General features: G+C 48.0%; 26 protein-coding genes. 16 read left to right on the forward strand and 10 right to left on the reverse strand.

Translation table 11 applies throughout. The annotated features are described in order from the left end of the window. Positions 1 to 467: 467 nt before the first annotated feature. The 4 genes from L9P36_RS09235 to L9P36_RS09250 all read left to right on the forward strand — a co-directional run bounded on the left by L9P36_RS09235 (position 468) and on the right by L9P36_RS09250 (position 5212). Positions 468 to 1661: an acetate kinase gene (locus L9P36_RS09235; protein ID WP_237466407.1), complete on the forward strand. Its 1194-nt coding sequence runs from the start codon at positions 468 to 470 to the stop codon at positions 1659 to 1661. Positions 1662 to 1767: 106 nt separating this feature from the next. Further along, a complete protein-coding gene (pta, locus tag L9P36_RS09240; protein WP_237466408.1) occupies positions 1768 to 3912 on the forward strand; it encodes a phosphate acetyltransferase in 2145 nt (714 codons plus the stop codon). Positions 3913 to 4087: 175 nt separating this feature from the next. After that, positions 4088 to 4852 carry a sulfite exporter TauE/SafE family protein gene (locus L9P36_RS09245; RefSeq protein WP_237466409.1) on the forward strand — a complete coding sequence of 255 codons (765 nt, stop codon included), beginning with the start codon at positions 4088 to 4090 and terminating at the stop codon, positions 4850 to 4852. Positions 4853 to 4900: 48 nt separating this feature from the next. After that, positions 4901 to 5212 (forward strand): Rdx family protein, encoded by a 312-nt coding sequence (locus L9P36_RS09250; protein WP_237466410.1) that lies wholly within the window; start codon positions 4901 to 4903, stop codon positions 5210 to 5212. Positions 5213 to 5315: 103 nt separating this feature from the next. Here L9P36_RS09250 and yfcE read toward each other — a convergent pair whose 3' ends face one another. After that, positions 5316 to 5861 (reverse strand): phosphodiesterase, encoded by a 546-nt coding sequence (gene yfcE, locus L9P36_RS09255; protein WP_237466411.1) that lies wholly within the window; start codon positions 5859 to 5861, stop codon positions 5316 to 5318. Positions 5862 to 6001: 140 nt separating this feature from the next. Here yfcE and L9P36_RS09260 point away from each other — a divergent pair, with 140 nt between their 5' ends. From L9P36_RS09260 to L9P36_RS09275, 4 genes are all read left to right on the forward strand, one after another. Next, the gene (locus tag L9P36_RS09260; RefSeq protein ID WP_237466412.1) at positions 6002 to 6904 is read left to right on the forward strand and encodes a TIGR01777 family oxidoreductase; all 903 of its coding nucleotides are present in this window, start codon (positions 6002 to 6004) and stop codon (positions 6902 to 6904) included. Between the two features lie 263 nt (positions 6905 to 7167). Further along, complete coding sequence (locus L9P36_RS09265) at positions 7168 to 7599, forward strand: GNAT family N-acetyltransferase (protein ID WP_237466413.1); 432 nt, start codon at positions 7168 to 7170, stop codon at positions 7597 to 7599. A gap of 240 nt (positions 7600 to 7839) precedes the next feature. Further along, entirely contained in the window at positions 7840 to 8271 is a 432-nt protein-coding gene (locus tag L9P36_RS09270; protein ID WP_237466414.1) for an RNA-binding protein, read from the forward strand. 147 nt (positions 8272 to 8418) lie between these two features. Beyond that, on the forward strand, positions 8419 to 8880 hold the full coding sequence (locus L9P36_RS09275) for a hypothetical protein (RefSeq protein WP_237466415.1): 462 nt from the start codon (positions 8419 to 8421) through the stop codon (positions 8878 to 8880). A gap of 114 nt (positions 8881 to 8994) precedes the next feature. On the opposite strand, the gene L9P36_RS09280 is transcribed toward L9P36_RS09275, so the two are convergent. Then, positions 8995 to 9660: a Bax inhibitor-1 family protein gene (locus tag L9P36_RS09280; RefSeq protein WP_237466416.1), complete on the reverse strand. Its 666-nt coding sequence runs from the start codon at positions 9658 to 9660 to the stop codon at positions 8995 to 8997. Between the two features lie 277 nt (positions 9661 to 9937). Here L9P36_RS09280 and L9P36_RS09285 point away from each other — a divergent pair, with 277 nt between their 5' ends. The 3 genes from L9P36_RS09285 to L9P36_RS09295 all read left to right on the forward strand — a co-directional run bounded on the left by L9P36_RS09285 (position 9938) and on the right by L9P36_RS09295 (position 11538). Then, positions 9938 to 10276, forward strand: coding sequence for a YggL 50S ribosome-binding family protein (locus tag L9P36_RS09285; RefSeq protein ID WP_237466417.1), 339 nt, complete (start codon positions 9938 to 9940; stop codon positions 10274 to 10276). 239 nt (positions 10277 to 10515) lie between these two features. Continuing rightward, positions 10516 to 10920: a SpoIIAA family protein gene (locus L9P36_RS09290; RefSeq protein WP_237466418.1), complete on the forward strand. Its 405-nt coding sequence runs from the start codon at positions 10516 to 10518 to the stop codon at positions 10918 to 10920. Between the two features lie 195 nt (positions 10921 to 11115). After that, positions 11116 to 11538, forward strand: a complete 423-nt coding sequence (locus L9P36_RS09295) for a GNAT family N-acetyltransferase (protein WP_237466419.1) — start codon at positions 11116 to 11118, stop codon at positions 11536 to 11538. Between the two features lie 125 nt (positions 11539 to 11663). Here L9P36_RS09295 and L9P36_RS09300 read toward each other — a convergent pair whose 3' ends face one another. Both L9P36_RS09300 and L9P36_RS09305 read right to left on the reverse strand, forming a co-directional pair. Then, on the reverse strand, positions 11664 to 12830 hold the full coding sequence (locus L9P36_RS09300; RefSeq protein WP_237466420.1) for a GAD-like domain-containing protein: 1167 nt from the start codon (positions 12828 to 12830) through the stop codon (positions 11664 to 11666). A gap of 281 nt (positions 12831 to 13111) precedes the next feature. Further along, complete coding sequence (locus L9P36_RS09305; protein ID WP_435532777.1) at positions 13112 to 14482, reverse strand: Na+/H+ antiporter NhaC family protein; 1371 nt, start codon at positions 14480 to 14482, stop codon at positions 13112 to 13114. A 476-nt stretch (positions 14483 to 14958) separates the two neighbouring features. On the opposite strand from L9P36_RS09305, the gene L9P36_RS09310 reads away from it, so the two are divergent. Beyond that, the gene (locus tag L9P36_RS09310) at positions 14959 to 16845 is read left to right on the forward strand and encodes a methyl-accepting chemotaxis protein (RefSeq protein ID WP_237466422.1); all 1887 of its coding nucleotides are present in this window, start codon (positions 14959 to 14961) and stop codon (positions 16843 to 16845) included. Positions 16846 to 17057: 212 nt separating this feature from the next. On the opposite strand, the gene kdsA is transcribed toward L9P36_RS09310, so the two are convergent. The 6 genes from kdsA to hemA all read right to left on the reverse strand — a co-directional run bounded on the left by kdsA (position 17058) and on the right by hemA (position 22509). Beyond that, on the reverse strand, positions 17058 to 17912 hold the full coding sequence (kdsA, locus tag L9P36_RS09315) for a 3-deoxy-8-phosphooctulonate synthase (RefSeq protein ID WP_237466423.1): 855 nt from the start codon (positions 17910 to 17912) through the stop codon (positions 17058 to 17060). A 10-nt stretch (positions 17913 to 17922) separates the two neighbouring features. Then, positions 17923 to 18732 (reverse strand): SirB1 family protein, encoded by an 810-nt coding sequence (locus L9P36_RS09320; RefSeq protein ID WP_237466424.1) that lies wholly within the window; start codon positions 18730 to 18732, stop codon positions 17923 to 17925. A gap of 118 nt (positions 18733 to 18850) precedes the next feature. Further along, positions 18851 to 19246 (reverse strand): SirB2 family protein, encoded by a 396-nt coding sequence (locus tag L9P36_RS09325; RefSeq protein WP_237466425.1) that lies wholly within the window; start codon positions 19244 to 19246, stop codon positions 18851 to 18853. A gap of 62 nt (positions 19247 to 19308) precedes the next feature. Beyond that, positions 19309 to 20151, reverse strand: a complete 843-nt coding sequence (gene prmC, locus L9P36_RS09330; protein ID WP_237466426.1) for a peptide chain release factor N(5)-glutamine methyltransferase — start codon at positions 20149 to 20151, stop codon at positions 19309 to 19311. After that, complete coding sequence (prfA, locus tag L9P36_RS09335; protein WP_237466427.1) at positions 20151 to 21239, reverse strand: peptide chain release factor 1; 1089 nt, start codon at positions 21237 to 21239, stop codon at positions 20151 to 20153. The genes prmC and prfA overlap by 1 nt, the downstream gene beginning before the upstream one ends. A 10-nt stretch (positions 21240 to 21249) precedes the next feature. Further along, the gene (gene hemA / locus L9P36_RS09340) at positions 21250 to 22509 is read right to left on the reverse strand and encodes a glutamyl-tRNA reductase (RefSeq protein ID WP_237466428.1); all 1260 of its coding nucleotides are present in this window, start codon (positions 22507 to 22509) and stop codon (positions 21250 to 21252) included. Between the two features lie 211 nt (positions 22510 to 22720). Here hemA and lolB point away from each other — a divergent pair, with 211 nt between their 5' ends. From lolB to pth, 4 genes are all read left to right on the forward strand, one after another. Further along, positions 22721 to 23350, forward strand: coding sequence for a lipoprotein insertase outer membrane protein LolB (lolB, locus tag L9P36_RS09345; RefSeq protein ID WP_237466429.1), 630 nt, complete (start codon positions 22721 to 22723; stop codon positions 23348 to 23350). 27 nt (positions 23351 to 23377) lie between these two features. Continuing rightward, a complete protein-coding gene (gene ispE / locus L9P36_RS09350; protein ID WP_237466430.1) occupies positions 23378 to 24250 on the forward strand; it encodes a 4-(cytidine 5'-diphospho)-2-C-methyl-D-erythritol kinase in 873 nt (290 codons plus the stop codon). 42 nt (positions 24251 to 24292) lie between these two features. Beyond that, positions 24293 to 25240 carry a ribose-phosphate pyrophosphokinase gene (locus tag L9P36_RS09355; protein WP_237466431.1) on the forward strand — a complete coding sequence of 316 codons (948 nt, stop codon included), beginning with the start codon at positions 24293 to 24295 and terminating at the stop codon, positions 25238 to 25240. A 133-nt stretch (positions 25241 to 25373) separates the two neighbouring features. Then, a complete protein-coding gene (pth, locus tag L9P36_RS09360; protein ID WP_237466432.1) occupies positions 25374 to 25964 on the forward strand; it encodes an aminoacyl-tRNA hydrolase in 591 nt (196 codons plus the stop codon). Positions 25965 to 25968: the final 4 nt, after the last annotated feature.

Below are 25968 nucleotides of genomic sequence, written 5' to 3' on the forward strand. Positions count from 1 at the left end.
TAAACGAAATTGGCAAGTTAACGTCACAAATTATCAATGAATCGTTACTCATTAAGCCTAGTCGAAAAGGCCTTGACTATAGAAATTTGCGTCGTACAAAAGATAATCAAAAAATACGTTATATTGGCGAAATATTATTCGAAAAAAGGCTTACTTTTCATTCAAAAATTCTTGTAAATCATCAAATTTTGTTGCGGTAAACTTGACGCACATTAACCTTTTTTCAAATAATTTTTGTTATCTTACACACTAACCGTTATCCTACGCGCCTCCTTGATATTGCTTTAAAGCTTGCATTTTTGAAGCCCTCAAGGAGCAGGGAAGCCAGCAGTGAAACGAATTCACCCGCGTCTGCGGATAGCTCACTTTCTTGACTACGCTTAGCGATGAACTGGTGTTGTTATGCCATAGGTCGCTAGCCAATAACACTACTTTCTATAAATTAAAGAGATAATAGGTCAACACTTATGTCGAAGTTAGTTCTCGTTCTTAACTGCGGTAGTTCTTCTCTGAAGTTCGCAGTCGTCGATGCTCAAAACGGGGATGAGCACCTGTCTGGTCTTGCTGAATGCCTTCACCTACCTGAAGCACGCATCAAGTGGAAACTAGATGGTAAGCATGAAGCACAACTAGGCGATGGCGCAGCCCATGCAGAAGCATTGGCTTTCATCGTTGACACCATTCTTGCTTCTAAACCTGAACTAGGTCAAAACATCATGTCTGTTGGTCACCGCGTGGTTCACGGCGGTGAGAAATTTACCAAGTCAGTTCTGATTGACGATGTTGTCCTAAAAGGTATTGAAGACTGTGCAACACTTGCACCACTTCATAACCCTGCACACATCATCGGCATCAAAGCAGCACAAGCTGCATTCCCAGGCCTTGCGAACGTTGCTGTATTTGACACCGCGTTCCACCAAACCATGCCTGAAGAAGCGTACCTATACGCACTGCCATACAAGCTTTACAAAGATCATGCAATCCGTCGTTACGGCATGCACGGTACTTCTCACCTATACATCACCCGCGAAACTGCGGCACGTCTAGGTAAAGCTGAAAACGAATTGAACATCATCAACTGTCACCTAGGTAACGGTGCGTCTGTATGTGCGATCAAAAATGGTCAATCTGTAGACACTTCAATGGGTCTTACCCCACTTGAAGGTTTGGTGATGGGTACCCGTTGTGGTGATATCGATCCTGCAATCATCTTCCACCTTCATGACACCTTGGGGTATAGTGTTGAGCAAATCAACAACATGCTGACCAAAGAGTCTGGTCTGCAAGGTCTAACTGAGGTGACTTCTGACTGTCGTTTCGTTGAAGATAACTACGAAACTAAAGAAGAAGCAAAACGCGCAATGGACGTATTCTGCCACCGCCTAGCAAAATATGTTGCAGGCTACACTGCATCTCTTGAAGGTCGCTTGGATGCGATCGTATTCACCGGTGGTATCGGTGAAAACTCTGCACCAATCCGTGAGATGGTATTGAACCGTCTTGCAATCTTGGGTGTAGAAGTAGACAGCGAAGCGAACCTAAAAGCTCGTTTCGGCGGTGAAGGCGTGATCACCACTGATAACAGTCGCGTACCTGCGATGGTTGTATCAACCAATGAAGAACTCGTGATTGCACAAGATACTGCTCGTCTAGCAGTTTAAGTGTAAGCACAGATGGGGCGGCTGACTTAGGTCAGCCGCTCTTTTATAGGCATAGGTCGCCGTCGGTTGTGCGCCTCGGCCTTACCATGTTAAAGAGGAAACTAGAGTGTCCCGTACTATTATGCTTGTCCCAATCGGCGCTGGTGTTGGTTTAACCAGTGTGAGTTTGGGTGTGCTCCGTGCCATGGAACGCAAAGGCGTTCGTGTTTCATTCTTCAAGCCAATCGCGCAATCTCGCCAAGGTGGTACTCAACCTGACCTGACGTCTTCTATCGTGCGCGCTAGCAGCAACCTTACCGTTGCTGAATCATTCCCAATGGCTGAAGCTCGTGAGCTTATTCGTAACGACCAAGTTGATGTTCTTCTTGAGAACATTGTTGCGCGTTTCAAAGAATCAACCAAAGACAGCGAAGTTGCGCTGATCGAAGGTTTGGTGCCAACGCGTAAACATACCTTTGCTAACGAAATTAACTTCGAAATCGCCAAAACCCTTGATGCAGAAATCGTGTTCGTTGCCGTACCTGGCACCGATAGCCCTGCCATGCTTCAAGAGCGCATTGAGCTTGCATGTTCAAACTTCGGCGGTTTGAAAAACAAACAAATTTCTGGCGTGATCGTCAACAAGCTAAACGCACCTGTTGATGACGCAGGCCAAACTCGCCCAGACCTATCTGAAATCTTTGATGATGCAGATATGGCCAAAGTGGCAAACGCGGAAATGCCTCAACTTCTAAGCAACAGCCCTGTTCGTATTTTGGGTTGTGTGCCTTGGAGCATCGATCTCATCGCGACTCGCGCTGCTGATCTTGCGTCTCACCTTCACGCAGAAATCGTGAACAAAGGTGAACTTGAAACGCGCCGTATTAAGAGCATCACTTTCTGTGCACGCTCTATTCCAAACATGGTTGAACACTTCCGTCCAGACTCACTGCTTGTGACTTCTGCAGACCGTCCAGACGTGATCGTTGCAGCATGTCTTGCAGCGATGAACGGTGTGAAAATCGGTGCCATCCTGCTGACTGGCGGCTACGAAATTCCACAGCAAATCCTTGATCTTTGTAAAGATGCATTTGCCACTGGTTTGCCTGTATTCAGCGCACCTGGCAACACTTGGCAGACCTCTTTGGCACTGCAAAGCTTCAACCTAGAAGTACCAGCAGACGATAAAGAGCGCATCGAGTTCGTATACGATCACGTTGCAAGCCATATCGATGCACAATGGGTTGAGTCTATGCTTGAAGGCGCTGTACGTTCAGCTCGCCTAAGCCCACCAGCATTCCGTTACCAGTTGACCGAATTTGCACGCCGCGCGAACAAGCGCATCGTGCTACCAGAAGGTGATGAGCCACGTACCGTGAAAGCGGCTGCAATCTGTGCTGAGCGCGGTATTGCGGAATGTGTGCTTTTGGGTAACCCAGAAGAGATCAAACGTGTTGCAGCGCAACAAGGCGTTGAGCTTGGCGCTGGCGTAACCATCATCGATGCTGATTCAGTTCGTGAGAACTATGTGGCTCGTTTGGTTGAGCTACGTGGCGCGAAAGGTATGACTGAAGTCGTGGCTCGCGAGAAACTACAAGACTCAGTATTCCTTGGCACCATGATGCTTGAAAATGATGAAGTTGATGGCTTGGTTTCAGGTGCTGTGCATACCACTGCAAACACCATCGTTCCACCATTCCAAATCATCAAAACAGCACCAAGCGCGTCAATCGTATCTTCAGTCTTCTTCATGCTACTGCCTGATCAAGTACTGGTTTACGGTGACTGTGCGATCAACCCAGATCCAGATGCAGGCCAATTGGCTGAGATTGCAATCCAATCTGCTGATTCTGCGGCTGCCTTTGGTATCGAACCACGCGTTGCGATGATCTCTTACTCAACTGGTGAGTCAGGTAAGGGTGCAGACGTTGATAAAGTACGTGAAGCTACACGTATCGCTCAAGAGAAACGTCCTGATTTGATCATCGACGGTCCACTTCAGTACGACGCTGCAATCATGGAAAACGTTGCTGCTTCTAAAGCACCAAACTCTCCTGTTGCTGGTAAAGCTACTGTATTCGTATTCCCAGATCTAAACACCGGTAATACCACATACAAAGCAGTACAACGCTCGGCTGATCTCGTATCAATCGGTCCAATGCTGCAAGGCATGCGTAAGCCTGTGAACGACTTGTCTCGTGGTGCTTTGGTTGACGATATCGTCTACACCATCGCATTGACTGCGATCCAAGCGGATCAACAAAACGCTTAAGACAGACCCTATCTGTTGAAAAAGCCGCTCACTTGAGCGGCTTTTTTTATTTTCAGCACACATCATGGCAATGCTCAGCGTGCACAATTCCCATATTCAGTCACTATTGGCTGTGATAGGGTAACCCCTAGCGCAAGAGGCGCAGTTTGAATTCTGTTGTTCATGGATGATACAAATGTCTGAATGGTTGGCCCTTGGCCTGTTATTGCTTGGCGCGATCCTCGCCAATTTACTCTCTTCTCTTTCTGGCGGCGGTGCGGGCCTTGTTCAATTTCCCCTATTGCTGCTGTTAGGACTGCCCTTTTCAACAGCGCTTGCCACCCACAAAGTAGCCAGTGTGGCGCTTGGTATTGGCGCGACGCTCAAGCATTATCGTGCCGGTACCATTGATTGGCCCATTACCCTTTATGTCACGGTTGCAGGCACACTTGGGGTGATCATTGGCGCTAAGGTGATTTTATTTGTACCCAGTGAGATCGCCACCCGCGCATTGGGCGCACTGATTTTTTCGCTCGGCTGTTACTCCTTGCTGAAAAAAGATCTCGGTATGACGCCCGCACCCAAACACCGGAACCCTTTTGGACTAATCATGGGCGGACTTGGCCTTGCCAGTATTGGCATTCTCAACGGCTCGCTGACTGCGGGCACTGGGCTTTTTGTCACCCTCTTTCTCATTCACTGGTTTGGTTTTGCTTATCAGCAAGCGGTGGCAATTACGCTGGTCAGTGTCGGCCTGTGTTGGAACGGTATTGGCGGCCTCACCTTGGTCTATCTCAATGCCCCCATCTACTGGCCATGGCTGGCGATTTTACTGCTCGGCTCCTTTATTGGCGGCTATGCCGGCGCACACTTAGCGACCACCCATAGCAACAAACTCATTAAGCGCTGTTTTGTCACCCTCACCCTATTCATTGGTGCCAAACTCCTACTCGGGCTTTAAGTGCAAGCTAGCAATACAGCCCCCCAAATAAGCGACAAAGGAATGGATATGACGGATCAACACCCCCAGCAAGATCGCAACAAAGCGACTATCGATATCTACTACTGCCGTCAATGTAATTGGATGCTGCGCGCCACTTGGCTCAGCCAAGAGCTGCTACACAGCTTTAGTGAAGAGCTTCATTGCGTCAGCTTACATCCTGACACGGGTGGCTACTTTGAGATTTTCTGCAATGGCATCTCCATTTGGGAGCGCAAAAGAGATGGCGGCTTTCCTGAAGCCAAAGTGCTGAAACAGCGCGTGCGCGATCTTATCGCCCCTGATCGCGACCTAGGCCATAGCGATCGCACGCCAGTCTAATACTCACCAATGGATTCAAGCCAATGGATTCGAGCCCAAATAACGGCCACAAAAAAACGCAGCCTTGGCTGCGTTTTTTTATCACGACTTTTGCATGCACAATTTAGAGCGCGCCACTGACAATGGTATCGCCAGCAAAACTCATCACTGTAAATTGGCCATCTTGATACAACCCATAACTTGGCGCATAACCGCCCTTCGGGATCGTGGTCGAGCCGGGGTTAAAGATAAATTGCTCGCCCTGATACTGAGCCACGGGAATATGAGTATGACCATGCACCAAAGCATCGCCAGCGCGCATCGGCGGGCGTTTATCAGCATGATACAAATGGCCATGGGTCAAAAAGAGCCGACGCCCCTCTGGCAGCAATACCCAGTGGTGATCGCCCATCATGGGAAAGTGCAGCAACATTTGGTCTACTTCGCTATCGCAATTGCCACGCAGCGCAATAATTCGGTCAGCATAGGTGTTGAGTAATTCCGCCACTTGCGCCGGTGCATAATGCGCAGGCACCGCATTACGAGGGCCGTGATTCAGCAAATCACCAAGTAAAATTAAATGCTCAGCGCCGCTTTGTTCAAAAGCATTGAGCATGGTTTGAGTACTGGCCAAACAACCGTGCAGATCGGACGCAAAAAATAGTTTCATCAGCCTATCCTGTATCATGGATGGGAAAAGCCGCTATTTTACGGCTGGGGTCGCAGCATTGCTACCCTTTACCCATTGCCAAATCAGGTCTAGCTTCTTAGGCTAGAGATAACAACTTTTCGCTCAATAAGGATGTCCCGATGCGCGTGTTACTGACAGGTGGAACTGGATTTATCGGCAAGCATTTAAGCCGCTATCTCAATCAAGCACACCTCACTGTGGTCAGCCGTAATCCGACCCGCGCCAACGAACTTTTGGGCGACAACATTCAAATCATCTCCAGTCTTGAAGCGCTGCGCCATCTCAACGATTTTGATGCCGTCATCAATCTTGCCGGCGAGCCCATTGTCGATAAACGCTGGACCAAGGCGCAAAAACGCAAAATTTGCCAAAGCCGATGGAAAATGACCCGTGAGCTGGTCACCCTATTTAAAATGTCCACCCAGCCACCCAAGGTGTTTTTAAGTGGCTCTGCCATTGGTATTTATGGCGACCAAGCATGCCGAAAAATTGATGAAAGCTGGCATGATTTTCACCCCGGATTTACCCATGATGTATGCGCCGAATGGGAGCGTATTGCGCTCTCTCTTGAAGGCGTCACCCGCGTTTGCCTGCTTCGCACTGGCGTCGTTTTAGGCGCAAAAGCGGGCATGCTGAAAAAGCTACTGCCCGTCTTTAAACTTGGCTTAGGCGGGCCCATTGGTCGCGGCGAGCAGTTTCTCTCATGGATTCATATTGAAGATATGACCCGCGCCATTTTGTATCTACTCAATCATGACGCGTGCCACGGGGTATACAACCTCACCGCGCCCAATCCGGTCACCAACTTGGAATTTAGCGCCGCCCTTGCACAAGCGATGCATCGCCCGCTGATTTTTCGCACCCCTGCATGGACCATGAAACTAGCGCTGGGCGAAGCCTCAAGCCTCGTGCTTGATAGCCAACGCATCTACCCCAAACGCTTAGAGCAAAGCGGCTTTCACTTTCACCATCCCCAGCTATCCCCCGCGCTCAATCACCTATTGAGTCATGAGACCTGTTAGGCCAGGGCCTTCGATAAGCAATTCATCGAAGCCACTTATTTAGCAATTCAATATTCAGAGATAACCGGCCAATACAATTTCGCCTGCTCAAACATGGCTGATCTCGCAACAGTTTCGCGGTCAATCAAAGAAACGTCGGTAGCGAAAAGCCGACCTGACGCCTAATGCACTGTGATGTGATTGATAGACTCTTTCAACATAAAACAGCTAAAATACGCCCTCGCGGCTGCACATGAATTCCAGTCAACTTTAGAGAAAATACGATGATTGTAGAAAATGTGCTTCCTGAAAATTACGCAGAAATGCTGCGTGTTTGGGAAAACTCAGTCCGAGCAACTCATGACTTCATTACAGAAGAAGATATTGAGTTTTTTAAACCCATTATCATTGAGCAGGCTTTTCCTGCTGTCACCTTAAGATGTGTGAAAAATGACAGTGGTTCAATTTTAGGTTTTGTGGGTATTAACGACGCAAAGATTGAAATGCTGTTCATCTTAAACGAGGCAAGAGGACAAGGTATTGGTAAGGTACTACTGCAATATGCAATAGAGCAGTTAGGCGCAACCAAAGTCGATGTAAACGAGCAAAACCCAAAAGCAGTCGGCTTCTACGAGCATATGGGTTTTCAAGTTATTTCTCGCTCACCACTTGATGATCTGGGAAAACCTTTTCCAATTCTGCATATGACACTTTAAAGCTCGGTTTGTCGTAACCAGTTTGCCAGAAGAAACGCCCAAAGCTAATAACTTTGGGCGTTTCCGTATTCAACAAAAATCACATCGCAAAGCATTGCAGACTGATTCCTAACGCTTGCCATTCTCAGCTTACTTTGAGTTCAGAGATTATGTCACAATGGGTAAAGCGGCTAGCCTTGTTAACGCCTTAATTTAGCGTTTAAATTCGAGAAACCAGCACCTACACATGGAAGCTCACCAATGATACTCCCCACGGATTTATACCAAAGCGACGCCTTTCGCCTTGCCATAAGCGAGTGCCAACTTTTTCGGCTGAAATATCCGCAAGGGGGTCAATGCAATGATGGTTTTGCGCTGCTAGGTGAGCTTACATTTGTTGATGGCGCCGCGCTTTTAAAAGCCTTAGATACTTTGCAAGTGACCTATCACATCCATCGCGAAAAACCACCGATTTGGAGCCCGCCACCGCTGACTGTTGACGCTGAACAAATCTGGATCACCTATGCGCGATCCTGCGTTTGTTTGGGCTATCAGACACAGATCAAAATCAACACATCTATCCCTTCACTTGAATTCAATTTTAACGCTAAGAGTTGGTACGAGGTGACTTTGGATGATGTGAAAAGAGCGGTTTCCTTTGAGAAGATGCTGCGCTCACTTGGACTGCTTTGAACAAAAATAGCGCAAAACAGTTCACTGACTGATGCCAAGTTCTCTTTTTTGCCCCGTTCATTTTACTGCTAAGTGATTTTGATGCATTATGCTAGCTATAAGTGATTGTTAAATATGTGATTTATAATCAAATAGCTTAGGTGTAATATGAAAGATGTAGAACAATTTAAAACATCACTAGGCATTGAGCTCGCCAACTACTTCACCGCACAATTACCTTTCTTTGCTGACCACGAAATTAGAATTCTCGATTTTGAGTTATATCCATGGCACGACGGGCAATTGCTGATTAACTTTTTGGTGACGGGTGAGGATGCCTGTGAAGAAAAAGCAGCGCCCGACAGCGAATACTATACGCCCGATTGGCAATTCTTTTCCTTTAATCAAGATTTTGATGGTCATGAAAGTGAAGCGCTGAATGCCGTCATTTATGACTTTTTAGGCATCGATGCACAAAGCGTCATATCCGATGATGATCTCTTTCGATTATTTGCTAGTGTTGTGAAATCTGATCGAGTCATGGCTGCGATTCATCAATACAAGCTATCGAGTCAATTTGAAATTCGAGTCCGCGATCCAGACGATCAGGATAACGATTATTTTAAGTAATTCGATGTGAGTGCTCCTTCGCATATAGCCCTCGATGGGGAATCCCCGCTTATCGATATAAAAAAACCGCCCTTTCAGGCGGTTTTTTTATATCTGTGCAAATGCAGTCAGCGCTTAGTTACGACGACCCATAATACGCAAAATACGGAGGAACAGGTTGATGATGTCCATATAGAGCGCAGCGGCGCTATCAATGGCATTGTCTACGGTTTTCGGAATCATATTGGCACGTCCCCAATCGACACCGATATAACCACAGAAAATCAGCACCACAATCCAATCAATAATTTCGGGGTCTTGCTTAAAGAAGAAGATCATCACCAGTTCAACCACAATCACCACCAGCAGCGCAATACTCAAGGTGCGGGCAATGCCTTGGAAAAATGCGGGGAACAGGGTGCCCAGAACCATCATGATACCCGTCACCATGGCGGTCACTTGAATCGCTTGCATCACTAAGCTTGGATCGTATTGGCTCACCACTAGGTTAATAATGAAACCAAATGGCACCACCACAAGGTTGTAACCAATAAAACTCACCCATGGCTTATCTGACATACCAAACAGCATCACACCAGTGAAACAGGAAGCAAAATAGCCGATAAAAAAGACCCAAGGATTCACACTGGCAATTGTATAGGGCGAAATATTGGCGACCATCCACCAGTTCACCAAAAATCCCCAGCTCAGGGTAAGGCCAATCAATAGGTTATAAAGGTGACCACTAATAATAGGGTTACTTGTACTTCTGCGATCAAATACGCCAATGTCATCGGTCATAGCTGCTCTACTCATCTTGACGCAGGTTTGCGTCCTGCGCGTTGTTTTAGTTTGGTTGAGGTGTTTTGATATAAAATCAATCACATAGTATATGTGGGTCTTTTGCAAAATACTGCAACAACTTGAATTGATTGGTCATTTTACGAACAAATGCTGTTTTTTGACTGGGCGATGGGTAGATTACAATTTGCAATCAATCCTTTAGAAAATATCGACAAGGGTGTATAAACTCAAAAGGTTCAGCCACACTGATGGCGCCAATATAAAGAGAAACGCTATGAATCTTACTCGTATTGACAACAAAAAACGCCGTATTCGCAAAAAGCTTTACATGGGCGAATTCGCCATCCAAGGCTTTGAGATTGTTTGCCACACCTCAGTTGCTGATTTTGACCAGTATGATGTGTTTATCGACGATTTTATCGATTTTCTAGAAAGCATTGACCTTTGCTTTGCAGGCGGTGGTTTTGAAGTATTTGATGGCTTCATCTGCTCGACTGAACGTTATGGCTCAGCCACCCAAGCACAGCGCGACCAAGTTGCTGCATGGCTTGAAGCACGCGCTGAAGTGAGCCAAGTAACTACCGGTGAGTTGGTAGACGCTAACTACCTATAAGCCCATTACTTATAGACCAAGTCGTTATCGGCATGTCGTTATCGACCATGTATTTATCGGCTAATGAGTGGTAGGCCAACTGTCATTTACTTTGATTGACCTCGCCCGGCCTAAAAGCTCGATACTGGCAACTAAAATACGCAGCCCCTGGCTGCGTTTTTTTATGGCGGCTCACTGGTAATCTCACTTCACAGTGCTACCTTGATGTCATTGATAATTTGCATATCAAAGGCAGCATCATGACCCATACATACCAACCTCACGGACTCACCCTTGGTCTTCATCAAGAACAGGATCAATGGCTCTTTGAATTGACCGCTAAAGGCACCCTCACCCATGAGGATTACCAATATTTTACGCCACTTCTGAACTTTGCATTTGAGCGTTCACATGATGATCATGCCCTATTTTTGGTTGATATCAGCGAGCTTCGTGGCTGGACGCTACAAGCGGCGTGGGATGACTATCAAATCGGCCAAAAACATGGCAAACAATTTCAGAAGATCGCGCTCGTTGGTCACCACCAATGGCAAACCCTTGCGGCGAAAGTGAGCCAGTGGTTTACCGCCGGTGAGGTAAAAAGCTTTACCGATCGCGCGCAGGCTCGTGAGTGGCTTCTGGGCACTGAGGCGAGCAATTCATAACTGATTTGAAGCGATTGATATAACAGCTTAACGGCGTCATTTCAGCACGAATTAAACGTGGCTTTTGTAGCTATAAAACATGGTTTTCCAGTGATAAAGCGGGGTACACTCGCTTTATCGCGATTTCATCGCTGATGCCGTTTTCTGTTTTGCAATCTAACTTGCAGCTTCTTCTCATGGTCGAGTTTCATATTGATGATCCAAATTCTATCTGCCACCTATCAGGGACAACAGCGCGCCCATATTCGCGCCGTACGTGAGCATGTGTTTATTGAGGAGCAAAATATCGCGCCTGAAATTGAGTTCGATGCCCTCGATGCCAATGCCTTTCATGTACTGGCCTACGATCAAGCGCGACCTGTCGCGACGGGGCGCATGCTCAGTGATGGTCACATTGGCCGAATTGCCGTAGAAGCCAGCCATCGCCATCTTGGCATTGGTAAACAAATCATCGAAGCGCTACTTACTCAGGCAAAAGCACAGGGGTTAGCGCGCGTCTTTTTAGGCGCGCAGCAAAGTGCCATTCCCTTTTATCAAAAGCTGGGATTTGAGCCCTACGGCGAGCCCTTTATGGAAGCCAATATTGTTCACCAATCCATGGCTTGCACGCTTAAATAAGACACCAATAAAAATGCCGCACCCTTGAGTGCGGCATTTTTTAAATCAAAAACTGAAGTTTGGTCTGAGGGCTTAACCTCGATTCATCGCGCTATGCATCGCCAAGCGCTATTTATCACCGAACGCTATTCATAACCCAGTTCAAGTAGCTCAGGTGATAAAACCTGCTCGCAAATTCGTGTGAGCAACCAGTTGCCATCGGCTTGTCGTTTGAGCTCAAAAGTCACGGTGGTAGGAAACGCTTCGCCTTGTGTTTGCATCGTCACCTGCTCCTCACCCTGCCACTGCGCGCTCATCTGCTCTAACTGCTCAAAATTAAAAAATACAGGCGCAAAGTAAGATGGCTCTTGGGTAAAGACGCGGCAATGCGAAAGATCGACATTGGGCTGAGCATGAATGGCATTGATTTGCGCCAGCATTGGCGGCCATTCATCTTCCGTGTAATAAGGCTCATCGCTAAGCGACAATTGCGTCATGCACAGCGAACGCATAAGTTGCCAGTGCTGACAATAAAGCTGAATACGCTGAGTCGGCTCCATCACATGCTTGGCGATGTCCATGAGCTCAGTATTGGCTTTCAGTAAGTCTTCAAGCATCTGCCTATCTTCAGTGTCGTCAAAGATGTCGTCTGCTTCGAAGGCATATTGATCATATTCATCGCATTCATCAACACTTGCGTTGTGATCTTCATATACGCCCTCCTCTTGCTCGCCTTCATCAAGGGCAAGTTCAAGCAGCCAATCAAGATAAGGCCGCGCGAGACTGATATGTAACATCGAGGATTGATAATCCCCACCCAAGCGCAGCACAGGTGATAGCGCATAGACTTCATTGCGCTTTAATGAACCATGACACGCACGACTTTGCGCCAAAAGCTCAGATTGGAAAATTTCACGCTGCACCTCAGGATCAAGGCAGCACTCATTAAAGAAACTCGCGAGATCATAGGCTAAAACGCTCGTGCTTGAAGTTTGCGTATCGATATAAGCGACATCGCAAATAGCTTCATCAAGCTGGCGATAATAAATCAAACCACCAAATGCGGTAAGGGCAATGGGCAGACGGCTCATATCGGCTTCATCACGCATCAACCATCCCCAAAGATTGTCGCGATAATCATCGGGATTAATCAGCTGCAACAGGCCATCGCCATAAAAACCAAAACCGTGGGTTTGCCACAAATCCAAAAGCGATACAGGCAACCAGTCACGATAGCGATCCACCATCTCAGGCGCCGCAATTTGATTATGTGCAGATGGCGCAAGCGCCTGAATAAATGCAGAAAAAGACATAGCAACCCCGAACAATAAAGTTATCGCACCAAGTTGTATCAAAAGAGAAAGTCATAAAACCAATTTAATTCAGATAGTTACAACCACTATCACTCAATTTATTTCGATATTTCATTCACTTACAAAATAATCCCGCTGGCATAACAATCACCAGCATAGCGATCATCGGTATAGCAATCACCCTGTCATCGACAGCGATTGAGCCATAACAAAAAAGCCACCCGAAGGTGGCTTGTTTGATATGGATGGCGGGCGATTGCCTATGCCCTCTCAACTCATTGCTATGCCGACTGAGCAGCGCTTCGCGCCGCATGGCGAATAAAGACCGCCACAATCGCGCATACGGCCAATACCATGGCGTAGTAAGAATGGGTGATCACATCTACTGGCGATAGTTTAAAACTTGCGCCCACCAGCAGTGCCTGCGCGCCGTATGGAATCAGGCCCTGAACCACGCAGGAGAAAATATCCAGCAAGCTCGCGGCGCGTTTAGCGCTCACGTCATGACTCATCGCCAGCGATTTTGCGACCTGACCTGAAACAATAATGGCCACGGTGTTGTTGGCCACACACACGTTACTGGCGCTGACCAGAGTGGCAATACCCAATTCACAAGCGGGACGGTTTTTACCTTGACCACGGCTAACGCGCTCAATCACACGGTTAATCCACTGGTGCAAAGCCGCCAAGCCACCTTGCTTGCGCATCAACTCACCCAAGCCGCCGACCAATAGTGAGAGCAAGAAGATTTGCTGCATATTGGTAAAGCCTTTATAGATATCTTGCACATAGTGGGTCAGCTGATAATCAGGCATGGTTACAAGCCCTAAACCGCCGGCCATCAAGATACCAATGGTCAGGACCACAAACACATTCATCCCAGCCACGGCAAGTACCAGAATGGTCAAATAAGGCAGCACCTTGATCCACTCAATGGACTCAGGTACCGCTGGGACTTCGGTCACTTGATTGAGGCTAAAAAACAAAACCAACACGATGATCGCTGCGGGTAGCGCGATCCACAGGTTGGCTTTAAATTTATCGCTCATATTACAACCCTGAGAGCGGGTTGCCGCGATGGTGGTATCAGAAATAATCGATAAGTTATCACCAAACATGGCACCACTGAGCACCACGCCAGCCATCAGTACAGGATCGATCCCTGCACTTTGCGCAATACCATACGCAATGGGCGCGATAGCGCCAATGGTGCCCATGGAGGTGCCCATGGCGGTGGCAACAAAAGCAGAGATAATAAAGATGCCAGGCAACATCCATTGCGCTGAAAGCAGTGATAAGCCCAAGCCGACGGTGGCATCTACCCCGCCGGTGGCATCGGCAACGGTAGCAAATGCACCGGCGAGTAAATAGATCAAACACATCGCAATGATATCGCTGTGGCCCATGCCACTGAGGAAGCTTTCAATGCTTTGCGACAAACTGTGGCGATAACGCACCGCACCCAAAACGATGGCCAAAATAATCGCAGGCAAAATCGCAACTGGCGCTGGCAATTGGTAGAACGCGTAGTCCACACCTTGATGTGTTAAGTAAGCGCCCACCCCGACAAATAGGGCGATAAATAGGGCGAGCGGCGTGAGGGCTAAGAAGGATGCTTTGATCTCAGCATCTTGTGTTGCAGTCGTCATAATTATCATGATCTTGTTGTATGAGCAGCCTGCAGGGTAGAGACAATTATAATTCGAGTCAACATCTAGACGTCTAAACTTCTATAAGTTATTACCCCATCACTGAACATTGGTCTATTTATCAAGAGGGTGCGATGAAGCGCACAAGTTACGGTCAATTGACCTACCATTTGAGTGACAAATCTCCCACAAATGGACGCAGTTGCATAAAACACACAGGTGAACATTATCCCTCTGCCCAGCGTGATATGCACAGTAATCCATACAAATATGGAACGCGTTTTATCCTTTTCTTTCGCCCCACCCTTTCTTCAGAAAACGCACATTGACAGAAATATTAAGCAAAAAGTGAAAGTTATTGAGGCGATCACAGTCGTTGATTAATTAATCAATAAAACATGATGCTCAGCCAAGATATATTTGACTGGTTTTTTTATCATCAGCATCTGTTTATTCCATAGTGAAATATGCAACAGATCATGAACTTAACACTAAAACAAAAATTACTAGCAGCCTTTTTAAGCGCAATCTTAATTGCTTGCGTCTCATTAGCTACCTTTGCTTCAAACGCGCTTTTTCAACAAACACGCGACTCAATTGAGACACGTGCGCAAAGTCTTAGTTTGATTGCATCAGAGTCCATCTCCAGCTGGCTGGAGCAAAAACAACATATGATCGCCACCTTGGATTTTCTCAATCCATACAATGAACAAGCGGTGGATCATGACATGCTGGCGCTAAAAAAAGCGGGCCAGTTTTCCGATATTTTCTTTGGCCGACTCAATGGCGATTTTTATGTCGCTGGCCTCAATGGTCGCCATCCCACCATCGACGCGCGCAAAGCTGGATGGTTTCAACAGGCGCTCAAAGCAAACCAACTGATCATCACGCCTGTGTATGAAGGATCAGACAATAAAGGCGCCATGGTCACCATCGCGATCCCCATGCGCGCACAGGAACAAGTGATTGGCGTGGTCGGCGGTGATGTGCCGCTATCACACCTGCAAAAAGTGATTAGCCAATACAATGCGGGTACCAATACGCTCTCGATGCTGGTCGACAGCGATGGCCGTTTGCTTTCTCATCCGGAACCGCAGTGGCTTGGCAAAAATATGATGACATTTAATCCGCAAATGGATCGCGAGCTGGCTTATCAAAGTGCCAAAGATCGCAGCATGATGACCGTTGAGCGAGATGATGAACAAAAGCTCTACTTCTTTACTCCCATTCGCGGTAACCATTGGCTCTTTGCCATTGAACTCGATGAAAGCACGGAAGAAGCCGGATTCTACGCCCTGCTAAAGCAACAGATTATCTTCTCCATTGTGTTTATGGCGGTGGTGATTGGCCTACTCTCTTGGCTGGTCAACTATCTCTTCGTGAATCTCAAGCAAGTGTCTAACGCTATGGTTGCCATTGCGGCGGGCGATGCTGATCTCACCCAACGCATTGAGGTACATACCCAAGATGAAGTGGGCGAGCTCGCGCGCCAATTCAACGCCTTTTGCAGCAAAATGCATAGCATGATGAGCCACCTTCGCCAAGTCAGTGATGAGTTATCGTCGCAAGCCGATGATACCGCACATCACGCGCAGATTCGTGCTGAGCGTATCTCGCAACAGCAAGGGGAGATCAATATGGTGGCAACGGCAATGACAGAGATGGCCTCTGCGACCACGCAAATTGCCAGCCATGCGGAAAACACGGCGCACACATCAGGGGAAACCGTCGATCATGTTGAGCAAGGCCGCTTTGTGGTGAGTCAGAGTCAGCAGTCAATCACCAACCTTGCTAGTGAAGTGGACAATGCTACCACGGTGATTGCTGAGCTCAGCAACCATGCCAATAATATTTCGAGTATTTTGTCGACCATTCAGGATATCGCCGATCAAACGAACCTTTTGGCGCTTAATGCGGCGATAGAAGCGGCGCGCGCTGGTGAGCAAGGGCGTGGATTTGCCGTGGTAGCCGATGAAGTGCGGGTGCTCAGTCAGCGCACCCACGCCTCCACCTCGGAGATTCAACAAACCATCGAAACCTTGCAGCAAATTACCGAGCAAGCAGTGACACTGATGCGCGGCTCAAAAACGCTGGCTGAAACCAGTGTTGAAGATGCCAATAGCGCCAATGATAGCCTCAGCCAAATCAATCAGTCCGTCACCCGCATTAGCGATATGGCCACGGAGATTGCCTCTGCGGCTGAAGAGCAAAGCGCCGTGACCGCTGAAATTACTCAAAACACAGAAACCGTTCGCGAGGTTGCCGAAGAACTGGCACAGGAGGCAACCGATGCCCTCAATCAAGCCAACCAACTGAAGCATTTAGCAACAAGTCTTAATCAAGAAATTGGCCGCTTCAAACTTTAATTAGAAGCCAATCCGGCCGCACCTGTTCGGCGAGTTTTGCTGCCACTCTTCCATCAGCAAAACTCGCCTTTTTTATTGCTTTTTTTCACTGCCACCCATATTCCAACGCGAAAAGCACGCATAAAAAAACCGCTCAGGCTGAGCGGTTTTTGATGGATCTTGATACAGATTTTTATATCAGCGTCGGGGCTAAGCGTTAGCCACCCGATTTTTTAGCCAATGGCGATTGGGCTAAAGCTTTTTACCAAATCATCCAATTGTTTTACCTGCGCCAAGAATGGCTCAAGTTGATCCAATGGGAAGGCTGATGGGCCATCACAACGCGCATCATTTGGTGTTGGGTGCGCTTCCATAAATAGACCCGCAATCTTGGTCGACATCCCCGCAAAGGCAAGCTCAACTGTTTGCTCACGACGACCGCCAGAAGCTGCGCCCAATGGATCGCGACACTGCAATGAATGTGTTACGTCAAAAATAATTGGCGCGCCTTTGGTCGCTTTTTTCATCACGTCAAAGCCGAGCATATCGACAACAAGGTTGTCATAACCATGGCAGCTACCGCGCTCACAAAGAATGATGTTCTCGTTGCCACACTCAGCAAATTTCTCAGTGATGTTGCCGGTTTGACCTGGGCTCATAAACTGCGGTTTTTTCACGTTGATCACTGCGCCTGTTTTTGCCATCGCTTCCACAAGATCAGTTTGACGCGCCAAAAACGCAGGTAGCTGAATCACATCAACCACTTCAGCAACGGGTTGCGCTTGCTCAATTTCATGCACATCGGTAATTACTTTAACGCCGAACTCTGCTTTTAGATCAGCAAAAATGCGCATCCCTTCCTCAAGACCAGGACCACGGTAAGAGTGCACAGATGAGCGGTTTGCCTTGTCAAAAGAGGCCTTAAAGACATAAGGGATCCCCAATTTGTCAGTCACTTTCACATAGTGCTCACAAATACGCATGGCTAAATCACGTGATTCCAGGACGTTCATCCCGCCGAACAAGACAAAAGGCATATCGTTGGCAACCGTAATGTCACCAATTTGAACTCGTTTTTGTTGCATCATTCTATTTCCATTAGTGAATGGTCAGGGGCTGCTGCGCCAATAATTTCACCTGCGCTTTTAAAATATCGGCCGCGGGATCTTCAGGGCAGTGCTCAATAAAGTAATTAAAATCGCTCAGCGCGGCATGGTAACAGTCCAATTGCTGAAAAATAAAACCACGATCACGAATTTCGTATGGATCATCGGGCGAAAAGCGCAGCGCAAGCTGACTACATTGTAGTGCCAATGCAAATTGCTCTTCGCGCATTAGGGCACTTTTCATCACCGCGAGCCAGCGACCAATCAATTCAGCATGACCGGTCGGCGCCAAGTGGGCTGCAGTGAGCAAAGTAAAAGGCCCCTCATTACCCTTGAGCCAAGCTTGCAGTACATGTTCGCTGACAAACTCACCATCAAATGGGTTGATAAACTGGCGCGGCGCATCCGGCCAATCCACACGAAGTAAAAATTGGGTGGGAAAGCCCACTGGTGAAATCGGTAACTCAAGTTTGGTGGCTAAGTGCAGAAAAATAGCACCCAAACTAATAGGGATCCCACGACGGCGCTCAATTACGCGGTCGATAAACACATTGTCCGAGCTAAAATATTGCTCGCGATCGCCGGCAAATCCCCATTCGCGATAAAACAGGCGAAGCAATCCCTCTAAACGCAGCGGTAGGTGGGACTCTTGCGCCAATAGATGCTGCGCCTCTTGGTCAAACTTTTCTAATTGAAATAGTGACCATTGGCGGCGATCAGAAATACCAATTTGCTCTGCGAGCGCCAGCGCTCCCTCGGCAAGGGAAAGAGAATCAATATAGGTATCTGTCAGTTGTTGCATAACTTATCTTTATGAATTTAAACCGCAATCCATCGTGGTAAGCAACGATGGCAAAACCAAATCTATTTTATCGATACAACATAGAAAAGCAGTGCGCTTTGCTGAGCACTGCTTTTGATTAACCAAATAGATAGCTTTGCTTGGTCAATGAAAGCGTCACTGCCATCACCACCCAGCCAAGGGCACCTAAGCCACAAAATGTACGGAACAATCGGCCACGCGCTTGGTTCATCGCCATAACGCCCAGTGCAATATAAGCAAATAGGCAGGTGAATTTTTCAAGTAACCAACGGTGCTCTGGCGCTAGTGGGTTGATCTGCAAACTCAGCATCAACATTAAACCAGTCACAATCAGCAGTGTATCGACTGCGCGTGGCAGCATTTTCATCATTCGATGCTGTTGCCACGGCTGACGAGCAAGAGATGGCACCAGCAAGGTAGAAAAACGAAAAGTGAACAAGCTGACGCTCAAGATCACCAGAATAATATGGCTGTAGTGCATGATGGAAATCATTGTGACTCCTTATTGTTGTTCTATTTTGTGCTGCTATTTTTGTTCGGCTATTTATTGTACTTCTATGGCTGCCATTGACCTAAGGTGACGCGATCGCGACCACCATAGTCTTGTTCGGTGCGAACTTGGCAATACCCTTTTTGTTGTAGTAGCTGTCGAACTGCCAAACCCTGATCGTAACCATGCTCAAAGGCCAACCAACCACCGGATTGCAAATGGTCAATGGCATGCGTGCTAATCCAATCGATATCCGACAAGCCGTGATCACCAGCCACCAAGGCAGAGCGAGGCTCAAAACGTACATCACCTTGCTCAAGATGGGGATCGGCATCATCAATATAGGGCGGATTAGAAACAATGAGATCAAAACGCTGACCAGCCAAGGCATCAAACCAGTTGCTCTGTACAAAGCGAACCTGTGGCAGGTTGAGTTTTTGTCCATTGCACTGCGCAAGCTGCACCGCACCTTCAATGCGATCCACCCCAGTCACCGCACAATCGCGACGCTCACTAGCTAACGCTAAAGCAATCGCGCCTGTACCTGTACCTAAGTCCAAAATACTTGCCGCTGATGCGGGAAGCAGTTCCAGCGCAACTTCAACCAAGCGCTCGGTATCAGGCCGTGGAATCAAGGTATCGGGGGAGACAGACAAAGGCAGTGACCAAAATTCACGCTCGCCAATTAAATAAGCCACGGGCTCACCTTGCTGACGACGGCTAATCAAGTTTTGGTATTGCTGCCACTGGACTTCTGAAAGCTGTGCATCAGGCCAAGTAAAGAGATAGCTGCGCGGTTTATCCAGCACAAAACACAGCAAAAGCGCCGCATCGAGTTTGGCGCTTTCACTTTCAAATTGGGCGCAGGCAAATTGCTGCGCCTGTTCAAGGTTTGGCAATGCTGCCATTAGTTTTGCTCAGAGAGCGCCGCCAATTGGTCGGCTTGATACTCTTGCAATACCGGCTGCACCATACAATCCAAATCACCTTCCATCACTTCAGTCAGACGGTAAACCGTCAAGGTGATGCGGTGATCGGACACGCGGCCCTGTGGATAGTTGTAAGTACGAATGCGGTCAGAACGGTCGCCCGAACCAAGCAGGTTACGACGGGTACTCGCTTCTTCCGCCTGACGTTTGTCTTTTTCAGCTTGCGTGATACGCGCTGCAAGTACAGACATCGCCTTGGCTTTGTTCTTATGCTGTGAACGCTCGTCCTGACACTCCACCACAATACCTGTTGGCAAGTGGGTAATACGAATGGCTGAGTCCGTGGTGTTAACGTGCTGACCACCCGCGCCTGAAGAGCGGAAGGTATCGATTTTCAGATCGTTGGTGTTGATCTCTGGAATTTCAGCTTCTGGCACTTCAGGTAGCACGGCAACCGTACAAGCCGACGTATGCACACGCCCCTGAGATTCGGTTTCAGGAACGCGCTGCACGCGGTGACCGCCTGATTCAAATTTCAGTACGCCGTAAGCACCATCACCATTGATTTTGGCGATCATCTCTTTGTAACCACCATGCTCAGCATCGTTCGCGCTCATCACTTCCACACGCCAGCCACGCTTTTCTGCATAACGGCTATACATGCGGAATAGATCGCCAGCAAAGATACCCGCTTCATCGCCACCAGCACCGGCGCGAATTTCCACAAAGCAGTTGCGATCATCATTTGGATCTTTTGGCAGTAGCAAAATTTGTAGCTCAGCCGTCATGGTTTCCATGGCTGCTTTCGCCGCTTTGATCTCATCTTGCGCCATTTCACGCATCTCAGGATCATCTTCCTGCGCCATCTCAAAAGCGGCATCTAAATCTTGCTGTGCTTGCTGATAGTTTTGGAAACACTTGGTCACTTCCTCGAGCTGCGAGTACTCTTTTGAAAGTGCGCGGAATCGGTCTTGATCGCCAAGTACGCCCGGATCACCCAATAGGTGTTGCACTTCTTCATAGCGCTCAACCAAGGCTTCTAATTTGGCTAAAATCGATGGTTTCATAGGTTTTGTTTCACTCTTGAGAATCCAAACCCAAACTCTCGCAAATCACACGCAATCGGTCTGGATCACCCGCTTTCGCTGCCGTTTGCATGGCAACGGTGGGGGCATGGATCAATTTATTGGTTAACTTACTAGTCAAAGTCTGCAGCACACGCTCTGGGTCTTGACCATTGGCAATTTGCTGCAATCCCTGTTGTATCAATTCTTGGCGCATTCGCTCTGTTTGCTGGCGATATAACTTAATATGATCCACCGCAAGCAAGGCACGTAGCTGCTGCATAAATTCAGCGCTATGCTCAGTCACCATCACTTCCGCTTTGACCGCTTCAACGCGGCGCTGTGCTTGGTTCTGAGCGATAATGGCGTCAAGCTCATCTAAGGTATAGAGGTAAGCATCATTGAGCTCGCCCACCTCAGGTTCAATATCGCGTGGTACCGCAATATCCACCAGCAGCATTGGCCGCTGACGGCGTGTTTTTAATGCACGCTCCACCATCCCTTTACCAACAATTGGCAGTGGGCTTGCTGTGGAACTAATGACGATATCAGCGCGAGCGATTTGCTCGCTAATTTCTGGCAAACCAATCACCTGAGCTTGATATTGCTCAGCGAAAATTTGCGCATTATCTAAATTACGGTTCGCCACAATGAGCTGGCGACAGCCATGCTCATGAAGATGCTGAGCGACCAAAGCGATGGTCTCGCCTGCGCCCACCAACATCACAGTGGCTTGCTCTAAAGATTCAAAAATCTGACGCGCCAAAGAGCATGCAGCATAAGCCACAGATACCGCGTTACCGCCAATATCTGTTTCTGTACGCACCTTTTTAGCAATGGCAAAGGTACGCTGAAAAACGCGCTCAAGCGTCGAACCAAGACAGCCGCCTAGCTTGGCGTCTTGGTAGGCCTTTTTCACTTGGCCTAAAATTTGAGGTTCCCCGAGAACCATGGAGTCTAAGCCGCAGGAAACACGCATCAGGTGTTTCACCGCCGCTTGCTCTTCATGGATATAAACACTTGGCATCAACTGCTCTAAAGACACTTGATGAAATTGACTCAGCCAGTCCAGCATGACTGCCGCGCCTGCTTGTCGCATCGCGCAATAGAGTTCCGTTCGATTACAGGTAGAGACAATCACCACCCCATCTACATCTGGGTGGTCTTTCAGTTGAGTTAGTGCCTGCGTTAATTTCTCTGGGCCAAACGCCACCTGCTCTCGCAGGGCTAAGGGCGCAGTTTGATGATTGATGCCAATCGCAAGCAAAATCATAACGTGGAATGGTCTCGTAACAGCAAAGGAAGCAAGTGCGCCTCTGAAAAAAAAGCTATCGGCGGATTCTACTTGATGGCCGCCTTCATGAAAAGCAATGACACGGGTCATTCACAGGAAAAGCCCGCTAATGGTACACTGTTTGTTCGTTTATCAAGATATTATCAGTGTTGCGCTGCTTTGCCGCAAATTACATCACAAGGATAAATGGATGTTTAGCACCCTATTTTCGCGCAGCTCTCGTCTGCTCAGTTTGGCACTGATTTTACTGGTCAGTGGTTGTAGCATTACCCCCTCAGACCAATCTGTGAATTGGCCCGAACAAGTTCAAGCACTCAAGCAAGTCGACAACTACACGGTGCGTGGCAAACTGGGCTATATCAACACCCAACCCAAAGAAAAATTTTCGCTATCACTATACTGGCGTCAGCAGCAGCGTGATTACCAAGTGCGGCTCACGGATTTTATGGGCCAAACTCGCCTGCTACTGGAAGTTGAAGGCGGCACTGCCACTTTGATTGATGATGACGACCAGACCTATGTGGGCACCAATGCCCCAGCACTCATTTGGCAACTCACTGGCCTACAACTACCAGTGGATACCCTGCGCGATTGGCTCAAAGGCCTGCCGACCGATGCCGACGATATTGTCTTTGACGACAAAGGCCGCGTCGCACAGCTCACCAAGTGGCATCAAGGTCAGCACTGGACGTTGGTCTATCACAGCTACCAAGATGTGGTGGTTGATGGTCAGCTTTATGTATTGCCACTGAACCTCACGCTATCGCACGACACCTTAAAAATAAAAATCGCCATCTCCGAATGGCAGCTAGACCAATAAGCGAAAACGTAACCAATGAGCATTGCTATGACTGCAGCACAGAATCCCTATCTCAATCAAACAAGCCAATGGCCAGCGCCCGCCAAGCTCAACCTGTTTTTGTATATTACGGGGCAGCGTGCCAATGGTTATCACGATCTGCAGACCCTTTTTCAATTTTTAGATTATGGGGACACCCTCACCATCACGCCCAATGCCAGTGGCGAGATCACCCTGACCCCTGAATTTGCCGATGTACCGCTCGAGCAAAACCTCATTTATCGCGCGGCCAAACACCTCAAAGAACACAGCCAATGCGAGCTTGGTGCACACATTCATATCGATAAAATTTTACCCATGGGTGGCGGTTTAGGTGGCGGTTCGTCTAATGCGGCAACCACCTTGGTCGCGCTCAATGCACTATGGCAAACCCAATGTTCGCCGCAACAACTGGCTGATTTGGGTCTGAGCTTAGGTGCTGATGTGCCCATTTTTGTACACGGCCATGCTGCGCTTGCAGAAGGTGTCGGTGAGCTCTTTACCCCCGCAGAACCAAAAGAAAATTGGTATTTGGTTGTCAAGCCAGATGTACAAATTGCCACGGCGAGCGTCTTTGGTCATCCACAGTTGACACGCAACACACCAAAGCGTAGCGCTGAAGCCTTATTTGACGCGCCTTACGGAAACGATTGCGAAAATATCGTGAGAACTCTGTATCCTGAGGTTGATATGGGACTTTCATGGCTGCTAGAATACGCGCCGTCTCGATTGACCGGAACGGGTGCTTGTTTATTCGGTGAATTTGCCGATAAGCAGCATGCACAGACTGCGTTTCAAGCGAGACCGCACTGGTTAAGTGGATTTGTTGCCAAAGGATTGAACCAATCACCTTTACTCGCGGCACTCAAGCGCAACACTTAACCGAACAACAATTTAAATGGATGCAACCCTGAGGTTTCCACCGTGCCTGATATGAAGCTGTTTGCCGGTAACGCGACACCGGAACTAGCCCAACGTATTGCCGACCGCTTATACATCTCCCTTGGCGACGCCACCGTAGGCCGTTTTTCTGACGGCGAAGTTTGTGTACAAATCAATGAAAACGTACGTGGTAGCGATGTTTTCATCATTCAATCAACTTGTGCACCAACCAATGATAACCTAATGGAACTGGTGGTGATGATCGACGCCCTTCGTCGTGCATCAGCAGGCCGTATTACCGCAGTTATCCCTTATTTTGGCTATGCCCGCCAAGACCGCCGCGTTCGTAGTGCTCGTGTGCCAATCACCGCAAAAGTTGTTGCTGATTTCCTATCAAACGTTGGCGTTGACCGCGTATTGACTGTTGACCTTCACGCAGAACAAATCCAAGGCTTCTTCGATGTGCCTGTAGACAATGTATTTGGTAGCCCAGTGCTACTTGAAGATATGTTGGCTAAGAAACTTGAAGATCCAGTGGTTGTTTCTCCAGATATCGGTGGCGTTGTCCGTGCACGCGCTATCGCGAAACTTTTGGATGACACTGATATCGCAATCATCGACAAACGTCGCCCACGTGCAAACGTGTCTCAAGTGATGCACTTGATTGGTGATGTTGAAGGTCGTGACTGTATCATCGTGGACGACATGATCGATACTGGCGGTACCCTATGTAAAGCGGCTGAAGCGTTGAAAAACCGCGGTGCAAAACGTGTATTCGCTTACGCAACGCACCCAGTATTCTCAGGCACTGCAGTAGAAAACATTCGCGAATCAGTATTGGACGAGATCATCATCACTGACTCTATTCCACTTCGTGAAGATATTCTGGCAACCGGTAAAGTGTCTCAATTGACTCTTTCTGGCATGCTTGCTGAAGCGATTCGTCGTATCAGCAACGAAGAATCTGTTTCTGCGATGTTTGAACACTAATCGCACCTCAGGTTGAAAAAACGCCTCGCAATGCGAGGCGTTTTTGTTTCTCGTTTGAGCTCATCGCGTGGTTAGTGATAACATAACGCGCTTTTTTGGGCCGAGGCCCTTTGACCATCAAGGATTTCTCATCGTGAACGCAGATATTTGTCTTCTCGTCGGTTTGGCCAATCCAGGCCAACAATATGAGGCTACACGCCATAATGCGGGTGCATGGGTGGTACAAGAGTTGGCACGCCAACATCAAGTCACACTTAAAGAAGAAGCGAAATTCTTTGGCTACACTGGCCGCATCAATACCGCGAAAGGTGAGTTACGCTTATTGATCCCAACAACGTTTATGAACCTTTCAGGAAAAGCGATTGCGGCCATGGCGAAATTTTATCGCATCAGCCCAGAGCAAATTCTGATCGCGCATGATGAGCTCGATCTCCCACCTGGGGTTGCTAAATTTAAACTCGGTGGTGGTCATGGTGGTCATAATGGCCTACGCGATACCATCAGCTCGCTAGGCAATAATAAAAACTTCTATCGCCTACGTATTGGTATTGGTCATCCGGGCCATAAAGATAAAGTGGCGGGCTATGTGCTTACCAAAGCACCCACCGACCAACAAATTTTATTGGATCGCAGCGTCGATGAATCCGTACGCTGTTTGGATATTTTACTCTCAGAGGGTTTAGCCAAAGCGCAAAACCGTCTTCACGCTTTTAAAGCAGACTAACAAA

This window comes from Vibrio stylophorae, assembly GCF_921293875.1.
Lineage (GTDB): Bacteria > Pseudomonadota > Gammaproteobacteria > Enterobacterales > Vibrionaceae > Vibrio_A > Vibrio_A stylophorae.

Coding starts and splice junctions, on each gene's coding strand:
- L9P36_RS09235 (WP_237466407.1), top strand. CDS start 468: ATGTCGAAGTTAGTTCTCGTTCTTAACTGCGGTAGTTCTTCTCTGAAG.
- L9P36_RS09245 (WP_237466409.1), top strand. CDS start 4,088: ATGTCTGAATGGTTGGCCCTTGGCCTGTTATTGCTTGGCGCGATCCTC.
- L9P36_RS09250 (WP_237466410.1), top strand. CDS start 4,901: ATGACGGATCAACACCCCCAGCAAGATCGCAACAAAGCGACTATCGAT.
- yfcE (WP_237466411.1), bottom strand. CDS start 5,861: ATGAAACTATTTTTTGCGTCCGATCTGCACGGTTGTTTGGCCAGTACT.
- L9P36_RS09260 (WP_237466412.1), top strand. CDS start 6,002: ATGCGCGTGTTACTGACAGGTGGAACTGGATTTATCGGCAAGCATTTA.
- L9P36_RS09265 (WP_237466413.1), top strand. CDS start 7,168: ATGATTGTAGAAAATGTGCTTCCTGAAAATTACGCAGAAATGCTGCGT.
- L9P36_RS09270 (WP_237466414.1), top strand. CDS start 7,840: ATGATACTCCCCACGGATTTATACCAAAGCGACGCCTTTCGCCTTGCC.
- L9P36_RS09275 (WP_237466415.1), top strand. CDS start 8,419: ATGAAAGATGTAGAACAATTTAAAACATCACTAGGCATTGAGCTCGCC.
- L9P36_RS09280 (WP_237466416.1), bottom strand. CDS start 9,660: ATGACCGATGACATTGGCGTATTTGATCGCAGAAGTACAAGTAACCCT.
- L9P36_RS09285 (WP_237466417.1), top strand. CDS start 9,938: ATGAATCTTACTCGTATTGACAACAAAAAACGCCGTATTCGCAAAAAG.
- L9P36_RS09290 (WP_237466418.1), top strand. CDS start 10,516: ATGACCCATACATACCAACCTCACGGACTCACCCTTGGTCTTCATCAA.
- L9P36_RS09295 (WP_237466419.1), top strand. CDS start 11,116: ATGATCCAAATTCTATCTGCCACCTATCAGGGACAACAGCGCGCCCAT.
- L9P36_RS09300 (WP_237466420.1), bottom strand. CDS start 12,830: ATGTCTTTTTCTGCATTTATTCAGGCGCTTGCGCCATCTGCACATAAT.
- L9P36_RS09310 (WP_237466422.1), top strand. CDS start 14,959: ATGAACTTAACACTAAAACAAAAATTACTAGCAGCCTTTTTAAGCGCA.
- kdsA (WP_237466423.1), bottom strand. CDS start 17,912: ATGATGCAACAAAAACGAGTTCAAATTGGTGACATTACGGTTGCCAAC.
- L9P36_RS09320 (WP_237466424.1), bottom strand. CDS start 18,732: ATGCAACAACTGACAGATACCTATATTGATTCTCTTTCCCTTGCCGAG.
- L9P36_RS09325 (WP_237466425.1), bottom strand. CDS start 19,246: ATGATTTCCATCATGCACTACAGCCATATTATTCTGGTGATCTTGAGC.
- prmC (WP_237466426.1), bottom strand. CDS start 20,151: ATGGCAGCATTGCCAAACCTTGAACAGGCGCAGCAATTTGCCTGCGCC.
- prfA (WP_237466427.1), bottom strand. CDS start 21,239: ATGAAACCATCGATTTTAGCCAAATTAGAAGCCTTGGTTGAGCGCTAT.
- hemA (WP_237466428.1), bottom strand. CDS start 22,509: ATGATTTTGCTTGCGATTGGCATCAATCATCAAACTGCGCCCTTAGCC.
- lolB (WP_237466429.1), top strand. CDS start 22,721: ATGTTTAGCACCCTATTTTCGCGCAGCTCTCGTCTGCTCAGTTTGGCA.
- ispE (WP_237466430.1), top strand. CDS start 23,378: ATGACTGCAGCACAGAATCCCTATCTCAATCAAACAAGCCAATGGCCA.